Genomic DNA, 21,027 nt, shown 5'->3' on the forward strand with positions numbered 1-21,027 from the left:
CGGCCTCTCACTGCGTCTCGAGGTTTCTTCTACTTCGCGTGGTAGCGCGGGCTCGTACCAAGGTGTGTCGGATACGGGTTCGTGGTTGCTCCGAGGACGGATTCGTCCAGGCCTCGGTAGGTGTATGAGTTGTCGAAGACGATCTCCGCCGGCGGGACGATGCCGTCGACGTACTGCGCGATCTCCTCTGGGGTCGGGCTGGACCCGCCTCCCTTGTCCGCGAGGGGGTTGACATCGGGGTACTGACTGGGATCAGTGTTCATCATTGTTGCGGGGCTCGCTACGCCGTAGCCGGTGTACTGATTCCAGCCGCCGTCCGGGTTGACGGTCGTGTGTATCAGCAGTTGCAGCAGCTGATTCGACGTCGCATCGGGCCACTTCTGGCGAGCCATCGCGAGGAATCCTGCGACGATGGGGGTGGAAATGGAAGTCCCAACAGTCTGTGTAATCTGTGCAGTCCCGTAGTCATACGCCTTGATAGGGCCTCCAACGGCCGCCGTAGTGACGGATGACCCCCATGATGAGTAGTCCGCTCGTGCACCGTTGATATCAACTGCGGAAACACCAACTACTCCAGACCAAAATGACAGGCTTCCCTCATCATTTGTGTTAGCTGTATTACCGATGCCGGCAACGACGATCGTCCCCGATGCAGCAGCACGAGCTAAAGCCCATTTCAGAGATGCTGCTCGGTCTTGGGACGAGATAGAAATGCTGACAATGCTTGCACCGTCATTAATCGCATGATTGATCAGTGAAGCGTGCGTGTAAACACTTGTATCTTGACACGATGGATCTGGCACCGAGCTTCCGCTAACCGTCTGATAACTGTACAGAGTAGCTTGAGGAACAACCCCGTAGTCACGTGCGACGAGAATTGAAGCGACCTCAGTCCCGTGACGCCGACTATCGTCGTCAGGTTTGATCTGGCAAGGGCTCTTATCAAGGACCGTGGCACCAGCGAGTTCTGGTCGCGATGTGTCAACTGGCCCATCAATCATCGCAATTGTGACACCTTGACCCGTGTAGCCTTTAGCTCTCGCTTGGTCGAGGTGGTAGTACGCAAAGTAGGGCTGATCGGCCGCGGTAATGGTGTCTGCGGCACGTGCCGGAGCAACGGGAACAGCAACGAGTCCCAGGGCAAAAGCGGACGCAGAGGCAATAGCGAGTGAGACGCGTGAGACCTTGTGCTTGGGGGTCACCATTGGCGGGGATCCCATCCGTCGTCCTCACGTTTCGCGGGTGCCAGGTCCTTGTCCGAGCCGTAGGTCTGAGACATGGGATTCACGTAGCCTTCAGGCAGCGCATCGGGATCATCATCCAGATACCTGTAGGCCTGGTACTTGCGGCGTTTTGCTTTCTTATCCTCCTTCGAGCCGCCCGCACCGGCTCCCATACCGCTACCCATGAAAGCTCCCCTGCCGGCACCAGAACCGCCACTCTGAACAGCGGAAGCGCGTGCTGCTCCAGGAGAAGCAGTTGTTCCGCTCACGCCATTTCCAGCTGCGCTTCCTGCTCCTGCCTGTGAAGGGGCGGAATAAGTTCCGAGTCCTTTCCCGCTGTATGTTCCAGCAGTCAGAGCAGAAGCTCCAGAACCCCCGAGAGACCCCGTCCCCATACGCGCAGCTCCGCGCAAGCCAAGGGCACCTGCTCCGAGCGCTCCAATTCCCGCGAGGCGTCCGGCAGAACCACTATCAGCAGCGGGCCCTCCATTGATTCGCCACAGTGGGTGATCGATGTCGGTGGGATTAGCAGGAACATGACCTCCCCACACGACTCCGTTTCGGTGGTGATTTGCATCAACCCTCGTATGCAGGAGATCCATGCCCATCAGATCCTGCGCGTTTGTAATGGGGCGATCGTAGGAACCATCGACATCGGGCGGCAGGTACCGCTTGGATACTTGCTGTGATGCCAGCGCACGGCGTCGAGCAAACTCGTCAGTTTCCGGATCTGCATACCCATCCGGATAGAGTGACTTATCGGATCGCAGGGCGGCACGCCCATAGTCATCCGCAGCGCTACGTCCATAGATTCCCGAATCATATGACGAATACTGCACGTACCCACGATTGAGATTTTCTTGTGTTTGCTCAGGAACTGGAAGATCAATGTTCTGATATCCAGCTCCAACCTTCACGCCTGTTTGCGTCAGCGTATTGACACCGGCGCTGAGCTCATTCAAACCGCCATTCAAGCGCTCAAGAATCTCGGTTGCAGCCGTCTCACGCATGGCGTTCGCTTGCGCTTCCACAGCATCAACATAGGCCGATCCCGCTGACAGAACGGTGTTTGCAACCACTCCGGTCACCGCCCCGGTCACAACACCAATAGCGGGTGTATAGGGCAGCGCAACCTTCGCAGCATCGCGCATTGCAGCCGTCTTCGAGTCGATGAGTGTCGGCGACAGACGACGCGCGTCTGCGGCGGCCTGCGCAATAGCCTGACGGGCAGCGACATAACGCGCAATCCCGCCCATGTAGTACGAACGCTTCGCTTCCAGACGTGCAACAGTCTGATCTGCCCAGGCCTTCAGCGCCTCTCCAGTCTTCCCTGTAAATCCCTGGTGTTCCTGGAAATGGCGAACCCGCTCGATTGCCTGATCAAAGCCATCAATGACACGCTTATGATCACTATCCCAAGACTGCAATTCTGCGTTGAAGTCCGCTTGCGCAGCAAAAGTCATGAGCCGGTCATACATCGGTGAAGAAACCATGTGTCGTCCTTAAAATCTCAGAACTCGGGCATTGCGCCGGCAGCCGTAGGAGCATCATCTGGCTGCGCACTTGGGGCTGTAGAAGAAGTAGCAGTTGATCCAGCGGTTGAAGCGGCGGCGGCTGCGACTGAGGGGTCTGAGTTAAGTGCACGATTGATTGCCTCAAGCACCGCTGCATTGGCTTCCTCGCTACTAACGGCCTCCCGAACAGCATCCGTGAGGTTCGTCTGGAATGTATCGAAGATTTTGCGCTCGTCCACAAGCATCTCATCAACAGACGAGAAGAATCGCACTGCGCTGTTACGAAAATCCTGCGCGCCTTGCTCATTAGTCCATCGGGTTACAGTTTGGGCACCATTGAGCGAGCTCGCAGCGTCATTGGATTTGTTGAGAGCCGTCCCGCCCTCATCCATATCGCCGTTTGTCTGAGCGTGTTTTTCCTTATCGAAGCCATAATCGGCACTCATGCACTGTCTCCTGTCAGCAATCGAAGAACATCATCGGTCAGGATCCGTCTTCTGGCCCCAGTGTAGGGCCAGTGCCGACTAGCTCACAACCAGTCGAGGTAGCAAGCACCTAGAGCAATCGAGCAGCTTTGCCCGGCCTCTCGCGTTGGGTACGGAAGACGCAACCGCGTCGACTGGCGGGGTAGGGGTGGCGCGCACCCACGTGCGCGTGATGCGCGCCCCGCCCCGGCCTCGTCGTTAGTTGCTTGGTGCGCGGCCCCGGGTGAGCTTCCCCAGTTCGAGGTAGCCGGGCAGCGGCTTGTTCATGGCCTCGTTCGCGAAGGCGACGGGCGCGCCGTTCGGCAGCGGGTTGACGACGCGGATCGCGGCGGTCAGCTTCTGCGCGGAGTTGTTCGCGCGGTACTCCGCGGGCAGCGGCAGGTGCGCGGTCACCCTCCCCGTCTGGCCCGGGAGGATCGAGGGCAGGGGCGACTCGATCGTCTGGCTGGCCACGATCGTGCCCTTCGAATCGACGAGGACGACCTCGAGCGGCCACGTCGCGTAGAAGGGGGCCGACCCCGTGTTCGTGAACTCCACGGCCACGGCAGCCTTCGCGCCGTGGTAGGTCGCCGACGTGCGGGTCGCCCGCAGCGTGTACCCCAGGGCGGCGCTCGCGGCCTTGGCGCGCGTCAGCTCGGCTCCGGTGTAGCCGGTCGAGAACGCGTGCTGGTTGATGAGCCACGTGGCGTGAGCCTTCTGGATCGACTCGAGGGCCTTGTAATCGCGTCCTTGCTCCCTGCTCGGGCAACGCAGCGGCTGGGAGAATGCGCATTCCTGGAAGGAGGGGTAGAGCTCGCCGCCGATGGGGGAGTGCTGCCAGGCGTCCCCCTCGCCCTGGTCCTTGAGCTTGGGGATGAAGTGCCAGTCGGTCCCCTCCAGGGTTGCGTAGCCGAGAGAGTCGTCGAAGTAGCCCATGCCGTGTGCCTTCGTGGCAGCGGTGGGGTAGCGGTTCTGGACGAAGGTGTCGTCAAAGGCCTCGTCCCAGGCCTCGACGAGGCGGGCGCGGAACTCGTCCGATGGCATCCAGTTGATGGCCTTCGGGTTTTGGTTGTTGACGTAGCCGCTGTACGGGTAGGTGTGCTCCTCGCCCCAGAATCCGTACAGGCCCGCGGTGATGAAGCCAATGCGTGGATCCCCGTCGTACCTCTCGCCCAGGGCTGCGACGAAGTGCAGGAGCATCTCCTGGACCTTCGGGTCGTTGTAGTTGGGGGAGAAGGAGATCTTGTTGTTGTCGTAGAAGTCGTAGGTGCGGCTCGTGTCCGTGCCTGCGTCGATCAGGTATTGGGGCATCCCGGTCTTTTTGCCGGGGGTGTCCAGGGTGAAACGAATGACGGCCTGGTGACCGCGAGAGGCGATCGCGTCCAGGAGGGCGTCGACCTTCGTGAAGTCGTAGGTGTCGCGTCCGGTGACGACGTCGTTCACGGGGAAGGGGGCCCACTCGAGCGTGTAGGGCAGAGCGTTTGCGACCGTGCCGGGTGCGCCTCCGTCCTTGGGTGCCCACGGCATGAAGCCCTTCATCGGGTTCGTGACCGGGGCTGGCGCTTCCTTGAGCGTCGTCCACTGGGCGGTGGCGGCCGACGAGGCCGTGGCCGGGAGCGTTGCGCCCGCCAATCCTATGGTCGCCGCGAGAGCGATGGCGATGCGAGAAAATGTTCTCATCGCGAGGTCCTTTCAGTCATGAGTGCTGCGGCTGGGGACGTGATGCGGCGTGGGCGCGTCGCGTGGGACCTGAGTGCGTAGCGTCGTCGTTGCGCGCAGGCGAGGCCTCCACGGCTGTCAAGTGAACCATATTGTGCATAGTGCCCGCAACATTGCGGAAAACTCTGCCAGTAAGTGGTTGCCTGACAAACCTATTATGGGGCGTGTCGATTGAGTATGCGCGAGGCCGGGCTCCCTGGGTGGGGTCCCGGCCTCGTCAATGGAGAGTGTGTGCTGGCTCTTTTAGTACGGTCCGCTGTCGACGACCGCCCACGTGCCATCGTCCTGCAGTCGCAGGAAGACGACCTCGCGCCCCTTCACGGGCTCCAACGAGTCGTCGGAGTAGTTGCGCAAGTAGTAGACATTTCCGTACCAGCGCGTCGGGTCAGTGTTCGGCTGCTGCCCATGGTTGTTGCTGCCCGTGATAGTGACGGTCGTGTGGGCGCGGTTAGCCAGGAGCGGCAGGAATTCGCCCTGACCGTGCTCCAGGTCGGGCGTCTTCGTGTGGCTGCTCGCTCGTTCCGGTACTTCGTACACGCTCGCGCGGATGAATGCATAGGCGTTGGATTTATCGCGCGATGCATCCCACGTGTTACGCGTGATGGTGTAGGCGATGGCGACCTGTTCGGGATCGGTGCGGTCCACCTCGCGCGGGTCGGGGAGGAGATCGGGGAGCCACTGGACCGATGTGGGATATAGGCACGTACCGAGCGGCGTGGGGGAACCGTCTTCGCAGGCCGGGGTGGTCGGCGTCGCCTCCGTCGGCGTCGGCGCGGCTGTGGAGTCGCCGGATTCCTGGGTCTGTGTCTGGTCCGAGGAGGATTGTGGGGAGGATTGTGTGGACTGTGCCTGGCTATCTGCGCTGGGCTGGCGCGAGCCGCAGGCTGTACCCGTGATTGTGAGGGTGAGGACCGCTGCTGAAGCGATGCCGATGAGGGTGCGTCGTGGATACCTGCGGGTATGAGTCTGTTCTTTCGAGCCCATGCGTGCTCCCCTTCAGTGTGTATGTGTCGAGGTTCGTCGCGCGTGTCCTGTGTTGGATGTGTGAGTACTCTCCACTGTTGCTGGTCGTCGCGGCGCTGGCCATCGTACCGGCTCGTATGTGCTCGCCGCGCGCCGGAGTGGTGGTCGCGCCGGAGTGGTGGTGCTGTGTTCTGCCTGGCATGAGGGGGTTTGTCGAGACTATTTGTTAAGGGTCTTGCATAAGTGGGGTGATTGAGCGCATAATGGTTGCGTCAAGGAAGACCTCCCGCCCAAAAGGAGAACCCATGAACGCGCCATTACGCGTCGGTGTTGTCGGACTTGGGGCCCGATCATCAATCGCACACCACCTCGCGTCGGTCACCCACCCCGCAGTCCTCGTCGGAGGCTGCGACCCCAACCCAGCCATGCGGGAGCGCGCCACGCGCACCCTCGGGGAGGGGCAGTGGGTGGCCACGCTCGAGGAACTCATCGGCCTATCGATCGACGCTGCCATCGTCACCAGCCCCGACGACACCCACGAGGACATCACCTGCTCGCTGCTCGAGGCCGGGGTCGCGGTCTTCCTCGAAAAGCCGATCGCCATCACGATCGAAGGAGCAGACCGGGTCCTCGAGACCGCGTATCGCACGCGCACGCCCCTGTACGTCGGCCACAACATGCGCCACATGGACGTGGTGCGCACGCTGCGCCGCGTCATCCAGGAAGGCCGCATCGGCGAGGTGAAAGCGATCTGGTGCCGCCACTTCGTCGGCAACGGGGGCGACTACTACTTCAAAGACTGGCACGCGGACCGCAGCCGCACGACGGGCCTCCTCCTGCAAAAGGCAGCGCACGACATCGACGTCATGAACTGGCTGTCCGACTCGGTGCCCGCCCGCGTCGTCGCTATGGGAGACCTGATGGTCTACGGGAAGCTGACAGACCGCAGCGGCCAGAGCGACGGAGCGGTCATGGAGGACTGGTTCTCCTTCGACAACTGGCCGCCCGAAACGCAAACGGGATTGAACCCCGTCATCGACGTCGAAGACCTCTCGATGCTGCTCGCGCGCCAGGAAAACGGCGTCATGATCTCGTACGAACAGTGTCACTTCACCCCCGATTACTGGCGTAACTACACCGTCATCGGCACGCGCGGTCGAGCCGAAAACTTTGGCGACGGCGAAGGCGGGTGCGTTCGTGTGTGGGCCCACCGCAGCGGCTACGAGCCCGTCCCCGACCTTGAGATCCCCCTGCGCGGAGACGCGGGCGGCCATGGAGACGCCGACGTCAACACCATGGACGAATTCATCCGTTTCGTCGTCGATGGAGACGTCACGGATACGACCCCCCTCGGGGCGCGCGAGGCGGTTGCCGCCGGAGTGGCCGCCACGGCCTCGCTCAGGGGCGGAAACGCCCCCGTCGACGTGCCCCGCGTGCGCCCCGAGATCGCCGAGTACTTCAACCGAAACCAGCTGCGATAGCACCCTCATTCCTCATTCATTCCAGACACCAGGAGAACAACAATGTCGTGTACTCACGATGAAATCGTCAGCCAGCCCGACCTGTGGCGCCGCGTCGCCGAGCTTTCCACGGACCCGCTGCCCGCCGACGGCGAGCACATCGCCGTCGTTGGATGCGGCACCTCGTGGTTCATCGCGCAGGCCTACACCGTGTACCGCGAGCGGGCGGGCAAGGGCGCGGGAGACGCCTACACCGCTACCGAATTCCCGTGGGGACGCACGTTCGATCGGGTCATCTGCCTGTCGCGCTCCGGCACGACGACGGAGATCATCCAGGTCATGAAGCGCCTGCACGAGGAGGGCCATCCCGCGCTCCTCATCACCGCCGTGGCGGGTGGCCCCGCCGCCGAGTACGCCAGCGAGGAGGTCGTCCTCGACTTCGCCGACGAGACCTCCGTCGTCCAGACCCGATTCGCGACGAGCGCCCTACAGTACTTCCTCGGCTCCCTCGGACACGATGTCGAGGCCTCGGCCGCCGATGCCGAGCGCGCGCTGGCGACGGAGATTCCCTCGCGCTGGGTCGACGCGGACCAGATTTCCTTCCTCGGCACGGGATGGACGATCGGACTGGCCGCCGAAGCCGGCCTCAAGCTGCGCGAAGCCTCGCAGTCCTGGACCGAGGTCTACCCCGCGATGGAGTACCGCCACGGCCCCATCTCGATCGCCCAGCCCGGACGCCTCACCTGGGTCTTCGGCCCGGTCCCGGACGGCCTCGCCGAGCAGGTCCACGAGACGGGCGCGGAGCTCGTCACCTTCGATGGGTGCCCGATCGCTCACCTGGTCCTCGCCCAGCGCTTGGCGGTTGAGCGCGCACTCGCGCGTGGCCTCAACCCCGACACGCCCCGCAACCTCACGCGATCCGTCATCCTGCCGTGAACGCACTGGGAGTCGGAGTCGACGTCGGCGGAACCACCATCAAGGCGGTTCTCGCCGGTGATGACGGGGTTGTGCGCGAGCGCGTCGATCCGCTTCCAACCCCGCACACCGGGGCCGAGGACGTCGCCCGGGTGGTTGCGTCCATGGCGAAGCCCCTCCTGGCCCTCGCCGGCCCGGGGGCTGCCCTGGGAGTGTGCGTGCCGGGGATCGTCGACGAGGAACGAGGCATGGGCGTCTTCTCCGCCAACCTCGGCTGGCGGCGCGCGCCCCTGCGCGACCTCATCGCGGACCTGTGCGGGTGTCCCGTCGCCTTTGGGCACGACGTGCGCTCGGGGGCCCTCGCCGAGGCCCGCTGGGGCGTGGGCGTCCCCGACTGCCTCTACGTGGCCGTGGGGACGGGGATCGCCTCGGGCCTGGTCCTCGGCGGCCACCTGTCCCCGTCGCGCCCGTGGACCGGCGAGATCGGCCAGGTCGGCGTCGCGCACCCCGCCACCGGAGTGATCGTTCCCCTCGAGTCGGTGTCCTCGGCCTCGGCGATCGCCAGACGGGCCGCGGACGCCGGGATTGTCACCGAGGGGTCGGGAGCACGCGACGTCGAAGACGCGGCCGCCATGGGTAACCCGGACGCGGTGCGGATCCTCGACGAGGCGATGGGCGCCCTCGGGCACGTCCTCTCCGTCGTCGCCCACCAGGTCGGCTCCATCCCCATCGTGCTGGGTGGCGGGCTCTCGCGCGGCGGCGAGCTCATCTACGGGCCGCTGCGCCGGGCGCTCGCACTCGGCTCGATCGTCGCGCCCCCGCCCGCGCTGCTGCGCGCTCGCCTCGGGTCCGACTCCCAGGCCCTCGGAGCGGTCGCACTCTCGCTCGAGCTCGAGGAGGTGTACGCATGATCTACACCGTGACGCCCAACCCCGCGCTGGACATCACCTGGGGCGTGCCCGGGTGGGAACGAGGATCCACGACACGCGTGACCGACATACAGGAGAGCCCCGGTGGGAAAGGCCTCAACGTCGCCCGAGTGGCGGACCAGTTGGGTGCCTCGGCGTGCGCCACGGGTCCCCTCGGTGGTGCGACCGGAGAACGGGTCCGCGACCTCTTCGCGAGCCTCGCGCCTCGGGTGCAGACCCGCTGGATAGACTCCCCGGCCTCCACACGCAGGTCCGTGGCCCTCGTGGACGGAGAGGTATCGATCTTCAACGAGGCCGGGCAGGCCCCTCCCCGTGACGTGTGGTCTCGCGGCGCCGAGTTCCTTGCCTCCGTGCTCACTCCGGGTGACGTCTGCGCGATCTGCGGGTCGCTCCCGGGAGATGCGCGCGCCGGCGATATTGCACCCATTTTCGAGGCCGCGAAGGCCTCGGGCGCCCGGATCATCCTGGACACCTCCGGGACCGCCCTCGTTGACGCCGCCTCGTACGCGGATGTCCTCAAGCCCAACGAGCACGAGCTACGAGCCGCCACCGGGTGCTCACGCCTCGACGAAGGAGCGCGCATGCTCCTCGATCGTGGGGCCGCTTGGGTGTTCGTCTCCCGAGGCGCCGACGGCATGGACCTGTATTCGAGCGAGGGCTCCTGGCACGCCTCGAGCGACCCGACCATCACCGGAAACCCGACGGGGGCCGGAGACGCCGGGGTAGCCGCGATCGCCACGCACCTCGACGGGCACGGATCGCTCAGCGAGATCAACGGCGTCATGGCGCTCGCCGACGCGGTCGCGACCTCGACGGCAGCAGTCGTGCGCCCAACGGCAGGAGAGATCGACATGAGCGTGCGCGCCAGCGTCCTTTCAGCCGCGTCGCCCGTCCGCCTCGCGTCTCGGCCCACCCACTAACCTCCACCATTTTCAGACCAACGAAAGGAGCGAACAATGCTCGCAGATACCGCAGAACTCGCCCGCGACGCAGCGCAGCGAGGGCAGGGTCTGGCCGCCTTCAACGTCGTTCTGCTGGACCACGCCGAGGCATTCATCGACGCGGCACAGGAGGCGCAGCTGCCCCTGGTCCTCCAGCTCTCGCAAAACGCTGTCGCGTACCACGGAGGCCGCCTCGCGCCCATCGGCCGCGCGCTCATCGAGCTCGCCTCCGAAGCCACCGTCCCCGTCTCCGTCCACCTGGACCACGCCGAATCGACCGACCTGTGCCGCGCCGCCGTCGACCTGGGATTCACGTCGATCATGTACGACGGCTCCGTCCTGCCCGACGACGTCAACCGCGCCACGACCGCGAAGATGGTCGAGATGGCCCACGCCTCGGGGGTGAGCGTTGAGGCCGAACTCGGGGAGGTGGGCGGAAAGAACGGCGTCCACGACCCCAAGGCGCGCACGAAGCCCGAGGATGCCGCCCAATTCGTCGCCGACACGGGCGTCGACCTGCTCGCCGTCGCGGTCGGATCCTCCCACGCCATGGCCACGCGCGACGCGGTCCTGGACACCGGCCTCATTGCCGCCATCAAGAGCGCCGTCCCCGTTCCCCTCGTCCTGCACGGCTCCTCCGGGGTGCCCGACGAGGGCATGGTCGCCGCGATCAACGCGGGAATGACGAAGATCAACGTCTCCACGCACCTCAACGTCGTGTTCACCAGCCGCATCCGCGACATCCTGCTGCACGATCCGGGCCTGGTTGACCCGCGCAAGTACGTCGGTCCCGCAACGGGAATCGTCCGCGATGAAGTGCGCCGCCTCATGGAGCTGTACGCCGGATGGTGCGCAGTCGCCTAAAGGACACACAAGGGGGGCGGGTGACCATCAGGCCACCCGCCCCCCTTTGTGCTCTGTCAGGCCTCCTGAAAGAGAGCCTGGGGGGAACGCAGCGTATCCCCGAGCGTGAGCGTCTCGACGTGGTCGAGGCCTCGACGAGCGGCGCCGACAACCACGGCCCGAGAACCCAGATCCGAAGTACGCACATCCGGCACGCGCAGGACCAGTTCCGTCAGGCGCTGCGTGAAGGCATCCATCCACACGTCGGCGGACGCTGAAATGCCGCCGCCCACGATGAGGGCCTCGGGGTCGACCGTCAGGACCAGCGCGGACGCGCCGACGGCGAGGTTGCGACCAAACGACCGCGCGATCTTGAGGGCTTCTCGATCCCCCTCGCGCGCCTGATCGCACACCCACTGAGCGGCCCGATGCGTCGGAATGTCATCGGGCAGACGCGAGTGCGTGAGGAAGACAGCCGGGGTCGAACTCCACTTCAGCGTCTTGAGGGCGCCGACCTCGCCGGCCGCCCCACCCGCTCCCCGGCACACCGTCCCATCGATCATGAAAGATGCGCCAATGCGCGCGCCCGCCATGATGTAGGCGGCAGAGGAGAGGTCTTGCGCCTGGCCGGTCCAGGCCTCGGCCGCGAGGGCGCACTTACAGTCGTTTTCCACGAGGACGGCGCATCCGTAGCGCTCGCGCAGCTCATCCGCGATGTTCACCGAATCCCACCCGGGCAGGGGAGTGCCGTACGGGGAACGCCCCTCGGCGTCGACGGGGCCCGTGAGAGCAACGGAAATGACGGTCAGGCGCTCGCGGACGACGCCCTTCACGTTCAGTGCGTCCTCCAGGAGGGCCAGGGCCGTACTCAGACGCTCCGACGCCGGTGCCTCCGGAGACACGTCGGCCCGCAACGACGCGAGGGACGATCCCACGAGGTTCGTCGCCAGGACGTCAATGTGGTTCGCGCCAATGTCGAGACCGACGACGACGCCGGCCTCGGACTGGAAACGGTAGCGCTTGGCAGGACGCCCGGTGATCGATGGAGCAGGGGGCAGCGACGACACCCAGCCGAGTTCCTCGCAGTCCGCGATCGTCGCACCGACCGACGTGCGCGACAGCCCGGTCTCCTGAGCAATCTGGCTTACGGTGGCCTCGTCGACGGTGCGCAGGTAGGCAAGAATCGCGAGCGAATTCAGCTCGCGAATGCGGTCTGGGCCGTGGGTGGCGCTCATGGGTCCTCCTAACCTGTGGGTACCACCAGGATCTCATCCCCCAGGGTAGGCCCTTTTCAGCGTGAGTGGGGCCTACCCAGGGGGCATGTATGCAGGTCAGCGCCTATGAGCGCGCCTGTAGAGCAGCGTTCCGGCTCCCGCCATCGCCGCGATGCAGACGAGAGAAGCCAGCGCGTTCGTGCCGGTGCGAGCCAGCGAGGAGGGCTGGGTCGCCTGCGGTGCGCTCGCGGCCACGGGGGCGCTGGTCGGCGAGGCAGACGAGGCCGGATCACTCGGAGCAGCCGTGTCCTGCGGCGTGGGGCTGGGAGCGTTGGTGGCATCCATGCGCTGGACGGTCGTCAGCGTCAGGGCGCCGGGCAGCATCGTGTTCATGCCGCTGTTGGCGAAGACGACGGGAGCTCCGTTCGGCAGCGGGTTGACGACGCGGATCGTTGCGGTCAGATCATCGGCGACCGCGCGAGCACCGCCGCGGGCTGGCGGGACCGTGACGTGCGCCGTGACCGTGCCGGTGGTCCCGGGAGTGATCGAGGGCAGCGGGGATTCGACGATCTGGCTCGCGACCGTGGAGCCGACGCCGTCAACCAGGGACACCTCGATCGGCCAGGAGGCGTAGAAGGGTGCGACGCCGGTGTTCGCGATCTCGACGGAGACGGTGGCGTCGTTGCCGGTGATGGACGCTGCGGCCTTCGTCGCCTGGAGGGTGTAGCCCATCGCGGCGTTCGCTTCCTCGGCGCGCTTCATGTCATCGCCCTGGTATCCAACCGTGAATGCCTTCTCGTTAATGAGCCAGGTGGCGTGCGTGGCCTTGATCGAGCCCATCATGTCGAAGTTGCGGCCCTGGGCGCGCTCGGCCTCGGCTCCCGCGCAGTTGAGGGGCTGGGAGAAGATGCACGTCTGCAGCGGCGGGTAGACCTCGCCGCCGATGGGTGCACTGCGCCAGGCGTCCGTTTCGTTCTGGTTCTTCATGTGGGACATGAAGTGCCAGTCGACGTTATCCAGCGTGGAATACGCGAAGGAATCGTCGTGGTAGCCCATGTGGTGTTCCTTCGTCGCCGACGTGGGGAGTCGGTACTGCACGAAGGTCTTGTCGAAGGCCTTGTCCCATTGCGCGACCAGCTTGGCGCGGAACTCGTCCGAGGGCATCCAGTTCTCGCCCTTGGGGTTATCGGCGCTCTTCTCGCCGTTCATCGGCCAGGTGTGGTCCTCTCCCCAGAAGCCGATGAGGCCCGCGGTGATGTAACCGATGCGGGGGTCGCCGTCGTACTTCTTGCCCAGGGCGTCCACGAAGTGCAGGAGCATCTCCTGGACCGCTGGGTCGTTGTAGTCGGGGGAGAAGGAGACGTTGTTGTTGTCGAAGACCGTGTAGGTGCGCGACGTGTCGGTGCCCGCGTCGATGAGGTACTGGGGGACGCCGGTTTTACGCGTGGGGTAGTCGAGGTAGAAGCGGATCGCCGACTGGTCGCCGCGCGACGCGATGGCGTCGAGGAGCGCATCGACCTTCGTGAAGTCGTAGGTGTCGCGCCCGGTCACGACCGCGTTGACGGGGAAGTATGCCCACTCCATCGTGTAGGGGAGTGCCCCCTCGACGGCCTTGGGGGCGGAGCCATCCTCCGGTGCGAAGGGGAAGAAGCCCTTGAGGGGGTTCATGATCGGAGCGTCGGCCGCTTCGAGCGCCGTCCACTGGACGGTGTCATTCTCCGTCGCCGAGGCCGGCAGCGCTGCGCATGTCAGGCCTGCAGTGGCCGCCAGAGCCACGGCAATTCGGGGAAAACGTCTCATCGTTGAGACTCCTTTCGATACTGGGACGTGCAACACATTAAAGTGTTGCAGTACACACAGTGAAGCACGTGAGCAGCAACTTTGTCAACGGTCTTGACAAAGTTTGTTAGAGCTGTTTTATAATTACGTGTCGCATCACTGGAGGTGTTCTCGATGACGAGTACAACACTTACAAAAGGGGGCGGAGTTGCCCCCTACCTAGCAGGAACTACAAGCAGTTCCAAGGCCTCGGCCCGCAAGGGGACGGGTGCCGCCATCTCGCCTTCCGGCAAGAGTGCGGGAGCGGGGAAAAAGCGCGTGCGTGACGACCGAGTCGCCGCCGCTATCTTCCTCATTCCCACCTTCGTCGGCTTCTTCGTCTTCTACGTCTACCCGGCCCTGCGCGGCCTGTGGTACTCCTTCACCGACTTCAACCTGATCGGAGACGCCCACTACGTCGGCCTCGATAACTACGCGAAAGCGATCGGGGACAAGGAAGTCTGGAATGCCTTCGCGGTGACCATCGCCTACGCCCTCTACAACATCATCGGGCAGACGTTCCTGGGCCTCCTTCTCGCCGCTCTCATGCAGCGATTCGCCCGATCCACGTGGGTGCGCTCCCTCCTCCTGCTTCCCTGGCTGGTGCCCAACGTCGCCATCGCCCTCATCTGGGGCTGGCTCCTCGACTCCAACATCGGCTACGTGACCCACCTGCTCAGCTACATCGGCATCGACGGGGTGACCTTCTACAACGCCCACGCCGCCATGCCGATCGTCGCAGGCATCAACATCTGGGCCTACACCGGGTACACCGCGCTGCTCCTGTATGCGGGCATGCTCCAAATCCCCGGCGAGCTCTACGAAAGTGCAGCGCTGGACGGCGCGGGAGAAACGCGCATGTTCTTCAGCATCACGCTTCCCCTGCTGCGCCCGGTCCTCGTCCTTGTCCTCGTCATGGGCCTGATCGGAAGCTTCCAGATCTTCGACACCGTCCAAATCGGATACGCCGGGCACCCGATCCCCGCCGTCCGAGTCATCTACTACTACATCTACCAGCAGGGCTTCACCTTCCTGAAGATGGGCTACGCGTCCGCCGTCGCCATGCTGCTGGTGGTCGTACTCGCCATCTTCACCGCGATCCAGCTGCGCCTCATGCGCGCCGGTTCCTCTGACCTGGCATAAGGAGCTCATCATGAATCGCACAGCGCTCCCGCAACGCATCGTCGCCTGGCTGATTCTCGGGGTCGCCATCCTGTGTACGGTCTTCCCCTTCTACTGGATGATTCGCACCGCGATGACCCCCCAAGCGGACCTCATCGCAGAATCGACGCAGCTGTGGCCCTCGCACCCCACGCTCATCAACTTCAAGCGCATCCTCGGCCTCGTCTCCGTCGAAGAAGCGCAGGCAGCGGGTGGTAGCGGGGCGACGATCAACTTCGCGATCGCGACGACCAACTCCCTCATCTACGCCGGAGGCATCGCGATCATTCAGACCTTCTTCGCCGCGTGCGCAGCCTACGCTTTCGCTCGCCTGCGCTTCCCCGGCAAGAACCTGCTCTTTGGGTGCGTCATCGGCGCACTCATGGTGCCGGGCATCTTCTCCCTGCTGCCCAACTACGTGCTCATCAAGCAGCTCGGATGGCTCAACACCATGCAGGGCATGATGCTCCCCGCTCTCTTCATGGCTCCCTTCTCCATCTTCTTCCTGCGCCAGTTCTTCCTCTCCCTGCCGCGCGAAGTCGAAGAGGCCGCCATGATCGACGGTCTGGGACCCGTCTCCCGCTTCTTCAAGATCACCATCCCGATGTCGGCCGGCCCCGTCATGACGATGACCCTCATCACCATCATCGGCATGTGGAAAGACTTCCTCTGGCCGCTCCTGACGGGGCGCGAGGGAGCCCAGCTGCTCACCGTCGCGCTGGGGATCTTCCAGCAGCAGTCTCCCAACCGCGCCCCCGACTGGACGGGCCTGATGGCGGGATCCACCCTCTCCGTCATTCCCGTCCTCATCCTCCTCATCCTCATGGGACGCAAGCTCGTTGAGTCCCTGAACTTCTCCGGAATCAAGTAACGCACCCGCGGGTGCCCAACCGAAAGAAATACCCATGAAGACACGAGTCGCCTTTGGCGTTTTCCTCGCTGCAGCGATGGCGCTGCCCCTGGCCGCGTGCAATGCGAACACCACTGCAACCGGTGGTGGTGAATCCTCCGCAGACAGCGGCGTCACCATCAACTACTGGCTGTGGGACGACCGTCAGGCCCCGCTGTACCAGCAGTGCGCTGACGACTTCCATGCCGCCAACCCCAACATCACCGTCAAGATCACGCAGACCGCGTGGGGACAGTACTGGGACACGCTCACCACGCAGCTGGCCGCCTCCAACGCCCCCGACACCTTCGTTGATCACTCCACCCGCATGCTGCAGTTTATCGACTCGGGCCAGATCATGGACATCACCGACGCGGCCAACAAGGCTGGAATCGATGACTCGATCTACCAGCCCGGACTGGCCGACCTGTCCAAGTACGAGGGCAAGCGCTACGGCCTGCCCAAGGACTGGGACACCATGGGCCTGCTCTACGACACCGAGGTCGCAGCCGAGGCCGGCTACACCAAGGAGGACATGGCGGCCCTGACGTGGAACCCCACGGACGGTGGCACCTTCGAGCAGTTCATCGCGAAGACGACCCTGGACGCCAATGGCCACAACGGCCTCGACCCTGAGTTCGATAAGAACAACGTCGTGCGCTACGGCTACCACCCCGAGTGGTCCGACGGAGCGATCGGCCAGAACGGCTGGGGTGAGCTCGCGGCCGCGAACGGCTTCACCTACGGCGACCGTTCCGTCAACCCCACGAAGTTCAACTTCGGCGACAAGTCCCTCGTGGACACGGTCGCGTGGATCAAGGGACTGATTGATAAGGGCTACGCGCCCAAGTTCGATAAGACCTCGTCCCTGGGTACCGACGCCGTGATGAACAACGGTAACGCCGCCTCGACGATCGCCGGTTCCTTCACGACCTCCGTCTACCTCGGCCCGGACGCGAAGAAGAAGTTCGCCTACGCGCCGCTTCCCACCGGCCCCGCCGGTCGCCGCTCCGCGATGAACGGCCTGCACGACGTCGTGTGGAGCGGAACCAAGCACCCCGAGGAGTCCTTCCAGTGGATCGCCTACATGGCCTCCGAGGCCTGCCAGATGAAGGTCGGCGAGTCCGGCGTCATCTTCCCCGCCGTCACCAAGGCGACCGAAGCCGCCCTCAAGGCTCGTGAAGCCCAGGGCCAGGACAACAGCGCATTCACGACCGTCGTGGACAACAAGGAAACCTTCCCGGTGCCCGTCTTCGCTCACGGCGACGAGGTGAACGCCCTCATCCAGGACGCGATCCAGGCGATCGCCACCGGTGCGGACCCCGCCTCGACCCTGCAGGAAGCCAACGACAAGGCAAACGCCCTGCTCAAGTAATCGCGAGCGGCCCGGCGCGTGAAGGATGCGCGCCGGGCCTCCTCGCTCCCGCTGACATCATTGCCCCGCCCTGATCGGTGCTGGCGCCGCTGCAAGGAGCCTCCCATGGAACGACTCACCATCCCTTTGCCCACAGGAGTCGCGTGCGCATCCCCCGATGCCACGCTCGTCGAGCGAGGGGAGGGGTACGCGCTCATTCGTTCCTCGCGGCTCGCGATCCTGCACGGCTGCGCGAACGGCCAGTTCTACCGCAGCGGGCATAACTCCTGGTCTCCCTCCGGCTGGAATGATCTCGCGGGCGCACCGCTGCGTATCCCCACCGACGAGCGTCGAGCCACGGCGGACGATCCGACGGCCGACGATACGGTCCGCCACCATGGGTCGTGGATGGGGGCCGTCGTTGACGGAACGGATGGGGACGGCGTCCTCGTCGGAGCCCTTGAGGGCGGCCACCCCCGCGTGCGCGCCGACGAGGATCATCTGGCGGCGTTCGACGAGACTCGGCCCGCCCTGTGGCTCCTCGCGTGGGGCAGTGAGGCGTCGATCTTCGCCGCGTACGTGCGGTGCCTGAGCGAACGCGAGCGCACCCCGGGGCGCGCTCCCCGCGTGTGGTGCTCGTGGTATTCCTACTACGAAAAGGTCTCGTGGGATGTCCTGGAATCCCAGCTACCGGGACTCGCGCAGCTGGGGTTCGACACGCTCCAGATCGACGACGGCTGGCAGAAGGGCGTGGGAGACTGGCGGGCCAATGCGAAGTTCGGCGAGGACCTCGCCGCGCGCGCCGCTGACATCGCCGCGCTGGGGGTGACCCCGGGCGTGTGGGTGGCCCCCTTCATCGCGAGGCCCGGCACGCCTTTCCTCAGCGAGCATCCCGAGGCATTCGTGCACACCCCTTCGGGGGAGCTCGCCATCGCCGGATACAACTGGGGAGGGCCGTACTACGCCCTTGACACCACGCATCCGCTCGCTCAGGAATACCTGCGCGACCTCGCACACTCGCTCGTCGATGCGGGCATCGGCTACGTCAAGGCCGATTTTGTCAACGCGGCCGCCATCGACGGCGTGCGCCACGACGATCAGGTCACTGGCGACGATGCCTACGTCATCGGTTCCCGGCTCTTGCGCCAGGGGCTGGGTGAGGATGTGTACCTGCTCGGCTCGGGCGCGCTCATCATCCCCTCCATCGGCATCTACGACGGCATTCGCGTCGGCTGTGATGTTGCTCCGATCTGGAAAAACTACGCGACGGAGGATCGCTCAGACGCCGAGGCGCGCAACGCCTTCATGACCTCGGTCGCCCGCCTGTGGCTGCGCCCCCTCATCGACTGCGATCCTGACGTCGTCTTCTTCCGGCACATGAAGAACCTGCTGGGAGATCGGGAAATCTCCTGGCTCCAAGACGTCGCCGCCGTCGCGGGCTTCAAATCCTCCTCCGATCCGCTTGAGTGGCTGACGGACCAGGAACGCTCCGAGGCGGCCCAGTGGCTCGCTCGGCGCGAGGCTGTCGAGGTCGTCGGGCGTACGCGTTTCCGCCTCGACGGTCGGGAGGTGGACTTCGCCCCCGGCCTCGAAGAACCCGAACACTGCTACCCGGTGTCGTAGCCGGGCAGTAGGAGTCTCACGCGTGCGGCGTCAGGGCTGGTTGGTCCTGGCGCCTTTCGCTGTGTGGTGTCGCCTCATCAACGAGGCCGGGGCCACTATTTACGACAACGCTTTGTTGCGCAAATGGGTGCTAGGAATAAGCCTGGCCACGGCCTCGTTCGTTGAAATCGCGGGAAAAAGTGCGCTCGGTCGCCGAGGTGAGGGTGACCTAGCTAGGGTTGTTTGCGGAATGAAGTGATGTGCACACTTCGTCCACCTTGCACACTCGCGCGGATGCACCCGCGCACCACACGACGGAGGAATGCCGTGGCATCCACCATGCCTAGCGACATGAGCGCTGACGTTGTCGTCGTCGGCGCAGGCCCTGGCGGGTCCTCCACCGCATACCACCTGGCCAGAGCAGGCCTCGATGTCGTCCTCCTGGAGAAAAGCCCGTTCCCGCGCGACAAAATCTGCGGCGACGGGCTCACCCCGGCCGCCGTCCACGAGCTCATCGCGATGGGCGTGGACACCACCGGATGGATGCGAAACCGCGGCCTGACCGTTATCGGCGGCGGCCACACCGTCCACATGGATTGGCCCGATCAGAAGTCCCTGCCCGGCTACGGCATGACCCGCGCTCGCATGGACCTCGACCACGCGCTCGCGCAGCGTGCCGTTGAAGCCGGCGCCCGCCTCTACGAGGGCGTCACCGTCATCGGCGCCATTCAGGACGGCTCCGGCCGCGTCGTCGGCGTGCAGGCCAAGAGCGGGCGCGGCAAGAACGCCACCACCACCTCGGTGCGCGCCTCCATCGTCGTCGACGCCGGGGGAGTGGCCGCCCGACTGGCCACCAGCCTCGGCCTCGAAAAGAAGATGAACCGCCCCATGGGCGTGGCCGCACGCGCCTACTTCCACAGCCCCCGCGGCAACGAGGAATGGATGGAATCCCACCTCGAACTGTGGAGCGGCACCCCCGGTGCCTCCGACCTGCTGCCCGGCTACGGCTGGATCTTCCCCATGGGCGACGGCATCGTCAACGTCGGCCTCGGCTCCGTCGCCTCGCGCGCCGGCGCCACCAATCTGCCCTACCGCGAGGTCTTCAAGACCTGGACCGCGAACCTGCCCGAGGAATGGGGCTTCACCCCCGAGAACCAGATCGGTCAGCTCCGCTCCGCCGCCCTGCCCATGAGCTTCAACCGCAAGCCTCACTACACCCAGGGCCTCGTCCTCGTCGGCGACGCCGGCGGCATGGTCTCCCCCTACAACGGTGAAGGCATCGCCCCGGCCATGAAGGCCGGACGCTACGCGGCCTCGTGCATCGCACAGGCCCTGTCCCGCTCCCACCGCGCCGGCATCGACCGTGCCATGAGCGAATACCCCCACATGCTTCGCGACGAATACGGCGGCTACTACCAGCTGGGCCGCATCTTCGTCGCGCTCATCGAAAACCCGACGATCATGCGCACCTGCACGAACGTCGGGCTGCCCATTCCGCGCCTCATGACGCTCGTCCACAAACTCCTGTCGGACGGGTACGAGAGGACCGGGGGCGACTTCGACGACCAACTCATCACAATGCTGACCAAGGTGGTGCGCCCCGCATGACCACCACCACCGATAACCGGGAGGAACGATGACGAATCCCTACGTGCCGCTGCTCATCATGTCGGCAGCTGCCCTCGTACTAGCCTTCGGAGGCCTGGTCGCCTCCGCGATCCTGGGCCCCACCAAGAAGTCCAAGACCAAGGCCGACAACTACGAGTGCGGTATCCAGCCGACCAGCGCTCACCTCACCGAGGGTCGCTTCCCGGTGCGCTACTACCTGGTCGCCATGACGTTCATCATCTTCGACATCGAAGTTGTGTTCATGTACCCGTGGGCCGTCAGCTTCAACCAGCTGGGCCTGTTCGGACTGGTCGTCATGATGAGCTTCCTGGTCACCCTCTGCGTCCCCTACGCCTACGAATGGCGACGCGGCGGCCTGGACTACTGAGATATAAGTAAGGAAAAGACAA

18 protein-coding genes are annotated in these 21,027 nt (G+C 64.8%); 11 read left to right on the top strand and 7 right to left on the bottom strand.

Annotation, left to right across the window (positions count from 1 at the left end):
• Positions 1-29: 29 nt before the first annotated feature.
• The 5 genes from FBF35_RS01890 to FBF35_RS01910 form a co-directional block, all read right to left on the bottom strand.
• The gene (locus tag FBF35_RS01890) at positions 30-1,220 is read right to left on the bottom strand and encodes a S8 family peptidase (protein WP_082632845.1); all 1,191 of its coding nucleotides are present in this window, start codon (positions 1,218-1,220) and stop codon (positions 30-32) included.
• The gene (locus tag FBF35_RS01895) at positions 1,199-2,716 is read right to left on the bottom strand and encodes a hypothetical protein (protein WP_187348964.1); all 1,518 of its coding nucleotides are present in this window, start codon (positions 2,714-2,716) and stop codon (positions 1,199-1,201) included. The genes FBF35_RS01890 and FBF35_RS01895 overlap by 22 nt, the downstream gene beginning before the upstream one ends.
• Positions 2,717-2,733: 17 nt before the next feature.
• Positions 2,734-3,183 carry a hypothetical protein gene (locus FBF35_RS01900; RefSeq protein ID WP_082632846.1) on the bottom strand — a complete coding sequence of 150 codons (450 nt, stop codon included), beginning with the start codon at positions 3,181-3,183 and terminating at the stop codon, positions 2,734-2,736.
• A gap of 237 nt (positions 3,184-3,420) precedes the next feature.
• Positions 3,421-4,881, bottom strand: a complete 1,461-nt coding sequence (locus tag FBF35_RS01905; protein WP_060566338.1) for a DUF4832 domain-containing protein — start codon at positions 4,879-4,881, stop codon at positions 3,421-3,423.
• A gap of 282 nt (positions 4,882-5,163) precedes the next feature.
• Positions 5,164-5,904 carry a hypothetical protein gene (locus tag FBF35_RS01910; protein ID WP_060566339.1) on the bottom strand — a complete coding sequence of 247 codons (741 nt, stop codon included), beginning with the start codon at positions 5,902-5,904 and terminating at the stop codon, positions 5,164-5,166.
• Between the two features lie 284 nt (positions 5,905-6,188).
• Between FBF35_RS01910 and FBF35_RS01915 the strand changes: the two genes are divergently transcribed.
• The 5 genes from FBF35_RS01915 to FBF35_RS01935 are packed head-to-tail and all read left to right on the top strand — an operon-like array spanning position 6,189 to position 10,992.
• Positions 6,189-7,364 (top strand): Gfo/Idh/MocA family protein, encoded by a 1,176-nt coding sequence (locus FBF35_RS01915; RefSeq protein WP_082632847.1) that lies wholly within the window; start codon positions 6,189-6,191, stop codon positions 7,362-7,364.
• 42 nt (positions 7,365-7,406) lie between these two features.
• Positions 7,407-8,279 (top strand): SIS domain-containing protein, encoded by an 873-nt coding sequence (locus tag FBF35_RS01920; RefSeq protein ID WP_060566341.1) that lies wholly within the window; start codon positions 7,407-7,409, stop codon positions 8,277-8,279.
• Complete coding sequence (locus FBF35_RS01925; protein ID WP_060566342.1) at positions 8,276-9,169, top strand: ROK family protein; 894 nt, start codon at positions 8,276-8,278, stop codon at positions 9,167-9,169. Before FBF35_RS01920 ends, FBF35_RS01925 begins: the two co-directional genes overlap by 4 nt.
• Positions 9,166-10,107: a 1-phosphofructokinase family hexose kinase gene (locus FBF35_RS01930; RefSeq protein WP_060566343.1), complete on the top strand. Its 942-nt coding sequence runs from the start codon at positions 9,166-9,168 to the stop codon at positions 10,105-10,107. Before FBF35_RS01925 ends, FBF35_RS01930 begins: the two co-directional genes overlap by 4 nt.
• Positions 10,108-10,143: 36 nt before the next feature.
• Positions 10,144-10,992: a ketose-bisphosphate aldolase gene (locus FBF35_RS01935; RefSeq protein WP_060566344.1), complete on the top strand. Its 849-nt coding sequence runs from the start codon at positions 10,144-10,146 to the stop codon at positions 10,990-10,992.
• 56 nt (positions 10,993-11,048) lie between these two features.
• Here the strand turns inward: FBF35_RS01935 and FBF35_RS01940 are convergent, their stop codons facing one another.
• Both FBF35_RS01940 and FBF35_RS01945 read right to left on the bottom strand, forming a co-directional pair.
• On the bottom strand, positions 11,049-12,206 hold the full coding sequence (locus FBF35_RS01940; RefSeq protein WP_060566345.1) for an ROK family transcriptional regulator: 1,158 nt from the start codon (positions 12,204-12,206) through the stop codon (positions 11,049-11,051).
• 96 nt (positions 12,207-12,302) lie between these two features.
• Positions 12,303-13,985 carry a DUF4832 domain-containing protein gene (locus FBF35_RS01945; protein ID WP_060566346.1) on the bottom strand — a complete coding sequence of 561 codons (1,683 nt, stop codon included), beginning with the start codon at positions 13,983-13,985 and terminating at the stop codon, positions 12,303-12,305.
• A gap of 297 nt (positions 13,986-14,282) precedes the next feature.
• Between FBF35_RS01945 and FBF35_RS01950 the strand changes: the two genes are divergently transcribed.
• The 6 genes from FBF35_RS01950 (at position 14,283) to FBF35_RS01980 (ending at position 21,005) form a co-directional block, all read left to right on the top strand.
• A complete protein-coding gene (locus FBF35_RS01950) occupies positions 14,283-15,146 on the top strand; it encodes a carbohydrate ABC transporter permease (protein ID WP_060566347.1) in 864 nt (287 codons plus the stop codon).
• A 10-nt stretch (positions 15,147-15,156) separates the two neighbouring features.
• On the top strand, positions 15,157-16,035 hold the full coding sequence (locus tag FBF35_RS01955; RefSeq protein WP_048671765.1) for a carbohydrate ABC transporter permease: 879 nt from the start codon (positions 15,157-15,159) through the stop codon (positions 16,033-16,035).
• Positions 16,036-16,069: 34 nt separating this feature from the next.
• The gene (locus tag FBF35_RS01960; protein ID WP_060566348.1) at positions 16,070-17,428 is read left to right on the top strand and encodes an ABC transporter substrate-binding protein; all 1,359 of its coding nucleotides are present in this window, start codon (positions 16,070-16,072) and stop codon (positions 17,426-17,428) included.
• Between the two features lie 105 nt (positions 17,429-17,533).
• On the top strand, positions 17,534-19,030 hold the full coding sequence (locus FBF35_RS01965) for a glycoside hydrolase family 36 protein (RefSeq protein ID WP_060566349.1): 1,497 nt from the start codon (positions 17,534-17,536) through the stop codon (positions 19,028-19,030).
• 318 nt (positions 19,031-19,348) lie between these two features.
• Positions 19,349-20,617 carry a geranylgeranyl reductase family protein gene (locus FBF35_RS01975; protein WP_187348982.1) on the top strand — a complete coding sequence of 423 codons (1,269 nt, stop codon included), beginning with the start codon at positions 19,349-19,351 and terminating at the stop codon, positions 20,615-20,617.
• A 28-nt stretch (positions 20,618-20,645) separates the two neighbouring features.
• Positions 20,646-21,005 (top strand): NADH-quinone oxidoreductase subunit A, encoded by a 360-nt coding sequence (locus FBF35_RS01980; protein WP_003792234.1) that lies wholly within the window; start codon positions 20,646-20,648, stop codon positions 21,003-21,005.
• Positions 21,006-21,027 lie beyond the last annotated feature (22 nt).

Source organism: Schaalia odontolytica (assembly GCF_005696695.1).
Lineage (GTDB): Bacteria > Actinomycetota > Actinomycetes > Actinomycetales > Actinomycetaceae > Pauljensenia > Pauljensenia odontolytica_C.